At 49.6% G+C, this 3949-nt stretch carries 1 protein-coding gene; it reads right to left on the bottom strand.

Features of this window, described 5'->3' with window-relative positions; all coding sequences use genetic code 11:
* A partial coding sequence (locus VM802_RS07435; RefSeq protein ID WP_325529192.1) for a condensation domain-containing protein occupies window positions 1-3949 on the bottom strand: 3949 nt, incomplete at both ends.

Genomic DNA, 3949 nt, shown 5'->3' with positions numbered 1-3949 from the left:
GTTGTATTACCGGAAGATCTGTTTGCAACAGTCCGGCGCTGGCAACACTGCTCAGCACTAATGTTGCGGATATATCTGATAGGATATAGGCAATCCGGTCTGACGGATAGTCAGGATGTACAGGCACATACGCTGCCCCGGCTTTCAGCACTCCCAGCATCGCAATGATCATTTCAGGGCTACGCTCTATAAACAACGGAATCAGCATATCACGCTCAACACCTTTGCTCACAAGATATTGTGCCAACCGGTTGGAGCGCTCTTCCACCTCCTGGTAAGTGAGACAATTGTTGTTATGAAGAATGGCCGTCAATGAAGGCGTCTGACGGACCTGGTCCTCAAACAGATCTGTTAATGTTTTATCTGCTGGATAAACGAAGGAATTTTCGTTTATACCTGACAGGAGCCAATGTTTTTCGTCTTCTGTAAAAATCTCTATATCGTCTGTTAGCGTTGCCTGCCGGTAGATATTCAGCAGGGCTGTTTCAAAATGGCTTGCAATGCCAGCCATATCTTCAGCGGATAGTATGGTTTCATTGTACTCAAAACGTATATCAATAGTCTTACCCGCCACTACGGTGATGCTGAGCGGATAGTTAGTCTGTTCTTTCACATCGGGAGCCCTGAGTTGCAGCTTCCACGGCTGAGACAACAGTACTTCATCCATCGGATAATTTTCAAACACCAGTATACTGTCGAAAAGATCACCGTTTACTGGGCTCCAGTGTTGTACATCATTCAGCGCGGAATACTGATATTCGCGGTTATCCAGCTGACCGGCCTGTAACTGCCGCAGCCATGCCGTTACTTCCTGTTGCTCCCCAATTCTTGTATACAGCGGAATAGTGTTGATGTACATACCCACGGCGCGTTCCATGCTCGCCATGCCTTCCGGCCGGCCCGAAACCGTTACACCAAATACCACGTCACGGCGGCATGTATAGCGGTATAACAGGTATGCCCACACGCCCTGCATCAATGTATTCAGCGTAATGCGCTGTTGTTGTGCAAAAGTGATAATATCCGCCGTAACAGCGGTATCCAGCCGGATGGATGTAGTCTTGAAGTTACCAGCTTCCTTTGCATGAATACTACCCTGACGGATAAACGGCAACAGGCTACCTGTTTCAAGCGGCGCCAGGTATTGCTGCCAGTAGGCAGCTTCCTGTGCACTGTCACGCTGATTGATATAACGGATATAATCCTCAAAACGGTCTTCTGCCGTAACAGGCAGCTGCTCTCCCGTCACCAGCAGTTCGTATGTTTGCAGCAGCTCTTCCAGTAAAACAGGCAGCGACCAACCATCCAGCAATATATGATGAAAGCTCCACAGCAGCCTATACTCGTCATCTGCAAGACGAAACAGGGAAATGCGCATCAATGGCGGTACAGCAAAATTGAACCCTGCTATACGGTCAGCAACCATATAATCCGCTATGGCAGCTTCCTGCGCCGCTGAATCAAATGCCCTGTAATCAAGCACCTGCACCGGCAATATCACTTCCCTGAACACACATTGAACAGGGATATTGAACACATCATAATAGAAGGCACTGCGCAAAACTGTATGCTGCTTTATGAGGTGTTGCCAGCTCTGAACAAACAGTTGCTCATCCAGTGTGCCAACAGTGGCTGTCATCTGTTCCACATAAGCACCGGCTGTTGCATCATACAGCCCATGGAAAAGCATACCCGCCTGCAGGCCACTGAGCGGATAAATGCGCTCCACCTGCACGCCGCGCGTTGTATTACCATCAGCCACGCCCAGGAAAGCGTCCAGCTCTCGATAGTGAACTATACCACTCAGGTTAAAGTCTGCCGGTGTGCAGACAGTAACTGTCTGTGAAGCACAATGGTCAATAATGGCTTGCAGGTGGATGAGATATTGTGCCGACAGATAGTCAATACTATCTGCAGAAAAATGGCAGCAGCTGTATCTCCAGTCAAATTCCAGTTCATCACCTTTTATGATACTGTTGATGTATAATTTATTCGGTACCGCAAATTTTTCTCCCACCGGTGTTCCACCATCTTCATTTGCTGTTCCCAGTACGTCGTTTCCGGTCAGTATATTGGTCATTTGTCCCAGGTAATTGAACACCACATCCCACGACTGTTCTTGCAGGGAGGCTGCTTTGCCAATATAACGGAGCACGCCGTAACCAATGCCCTTGCCGGGAATAAGACGCAGCTGCTCTTTCACACTTTTTACAATATCTCCCACACCACAACCGGATTCCACCTGCAGAGATACGGGGAACATGCTGGTGAACCAACCCACGGTGCGGCTGAGATCTATACCGGGAACAATGTCCTCACGTCCATGACCTTCCAACCCGATGGTCACCGTATTATGTTGATTCCATTCAGCAAGCGTCAGCGCTAAGGCCGATAATAATATATCGTTGATTTCAGTATGATAAGCTTTCGGTACCTCCTGCAACAGTTGCCGGGTTTGCAGACTGTTGAGCTTTACCGTATGACTACGGGTGTCTCCGTAGTTAATCGTATAGTCGTATATGTTATCCGTCTTCAGCAAACCAGTTTCGCTTACAGCTCGCTCCCAATAATCCAGTTGGGACAACAGCCGGCTATCTTCCGGGTATGCCGCCAGTGCATTATACCACTGACGTAGTGAGCTGCTTTTCGGTCCTAGCGTTTCTTCTGCAGCCCGGCTGTCATCGCTGTGCAGCAACAGTTGCAGGTCTTCTATCAATATACGCCATGATACGCCATCCACTGCCAGGTGATGCACAATGATCAGCAGCCTGTTAGCAACTTCGCTGTCGGGTGTAAGCATCAGAACAGTACGTACCAGTATGCCCTGCTCAATATCAAGGCTGCGCTGCCGCTCTTCCGATTTTAAGCTAACCGCCTCAGACAGCCTGTCCGGCGCTATGTTCCGGAGATCAATGATTTCCGGCAAACCTTCATAAGTTCCGTATTCCTGTACAGGATCAGGCAGGCGATAAGAAAAGCGCAGGGCATCATGGTATCTGAGGAGTTTATGTACAGCAACAGATAATTTTTCGGGAGAGATGTTTTTATCGATTGTTAATAGTACATGTTGATTGAAATGCGACAGGGAAGCATCCGCAATATCAAAGAACCACTGCTGAACAGGCAGCAGCCCACTAACACCGGTCAGCAGTCCCTGTTCTGCGCTGGTTTCCACGCTTTTGTTCTTCCTCATTGCGGCGGCCAGCCCGGCGATATTCTGACACGTGAACAGATCCCTGGGCTGCAGGTTGTATCCTGCGCGTTTCGCACGACTCACTACCTGTATGGTAATAATGGAGTCTCCACCCAGCTCAAAAAAATTATCGTATATCCCTACCTGTTGCACACGCAATAGCTCCTTCCAGATGCCGGCAAGGACCTGTTCCATAGCATTCCGCGGCGCTATATAGTTATCCGTAAGCAACACGCCCGCATCCGCATCCGGCAATGCCTTTTTATCAACCTTGCCGTTTTTGTTCAATGGCAGCCTGCTCAGCGGTACCCAGATCTGTGGTATCATGTATTCCGGCAGGCGTTTTTTCAGAAATGACAGGATACCATCCTTGTCAAATCCTCCCTCCGGTACTACATAGCCTGCGAGGCGTTTGCTACCCTGCTCATCTGTTTTAGCCAATACCACTGCCTGGGCCACGAGATTGCTCTGTTGTAATACATTTTCTATCTCGCCCAGCTCTATGCGGTAACCGCGTATCTTCACCTGGTCGTCTGCACGGCCAAGGTATTCAATATTGCCGTCCGGTAACCAGCGGCCAAGATCTCCTGTCTTGTATATCTTTTCGCTGGCAAGGAAAGGATGCGGTATAAACCGCTCTGCCGTCAGCTCCGGCCTGTTCAGGTAACCGAGCGACAGGCCCGCACCGCCAAGGTAAATCTCCCCCGGCACGCCTACTGGCGCCAGACGCAACTGCACATCCAGCACATAGGCTGC

Origin of the sequence: Chitinophaga sp., assembly GCF_035538455.1 — a bacterium.
Lineage (GTDB): Bacteria > Bacteroidota > Bacteroidia > Chitinophagales > Chitinophagaceae > Chitinophaga.
Note: the sequence above shows the minus strand (reverse complement) of the source record. Positions and strands in the feature narration are given on the sequence as shown.